The following is a 598-nucleotide window of genomic DNA, read 5'->3' as shown; positions in this document are numbered from 1 at the left end:
GATACCGTCCACATCAGGGTCGGCGTTCAGCGTGGCGATCTCGGCCAGCAGCTCGGCCTCGGTGGTGGATTCGGGCAGGTGCCGCGTGCGCGAGGCGAAGCCGGCCTGGGTGGCGGCCCGGTCCTTGTTGCGGACATAGACGCCGCTGGCCGGGTCTTCGCCGACGCGGACCACAACCAGCCCCGGCTTGAAGGCCAGCGTCGCGATCCGCGCCGCCAGCCCGCTGCGCAGCCGTTCGGCGACCGCCTTTCCGTCCAATATCTGCGTCACCGATTCAGCCCTCCGCGCGCAAGAGGCGCGCTCCGGCCATCGGGGCCGGGCACCTGTGTCATCGGCTCAGAAATACAGCCCGCCGCGGATCATGTAGCCCTGGATGGCACCCACGAGGAGCATGCAGGCCTGCACCAGCAGCAGGACGATCAGCGGCGAGATGTCGATGCCGCCCAGATTCGGCAGCCGGTTCCGCACGGGCCGCATCACCGGCTCGGTCACCCGGTAGAAGAAGTCCGACAGCGACCAGACCAGCCGGTTGCGTGTGTCCAGGATACCGAAGCCGGTCAGCAGCGAAAGAATCGCGGCGATCAGGATGGCCCAGAAG

At 68.2% G+C, this 598-nt stretch carries 2 protein-coding genes; both read right to left on the bottom strand.

Annotated features, from left to right (window positions below; translation table 11 throughout):
* Positions 1-270, bottom strand: a 270-nt coding sequence (locus tag AC1DWF_RS36475; RefSeq protein WP_476843319.1) for a tetrahydrofolate dehydrogenase/cyclohydrolase catalytic domain-containing protein, incomplete at its 3' end; no start/stop codon positions are given.
* Between the two features lie 66 nt (positions 271-336).
* The coding region (locus AC1DWF_RS36470; RefSeq protein ID WP_476843318.1) for a YggT family protein at positions 337-598 on the bottom strand (262 nt) is incomplete at its 5' end.

The sequence above is a fragment of the Aminobacter sp. P4_D5 genome, assembly GCF_056401815.1.
Note: the sequence above shows the minus strand (reverse complement) of the source record. Positions and strands in the feature narration are given on the sequence as shown.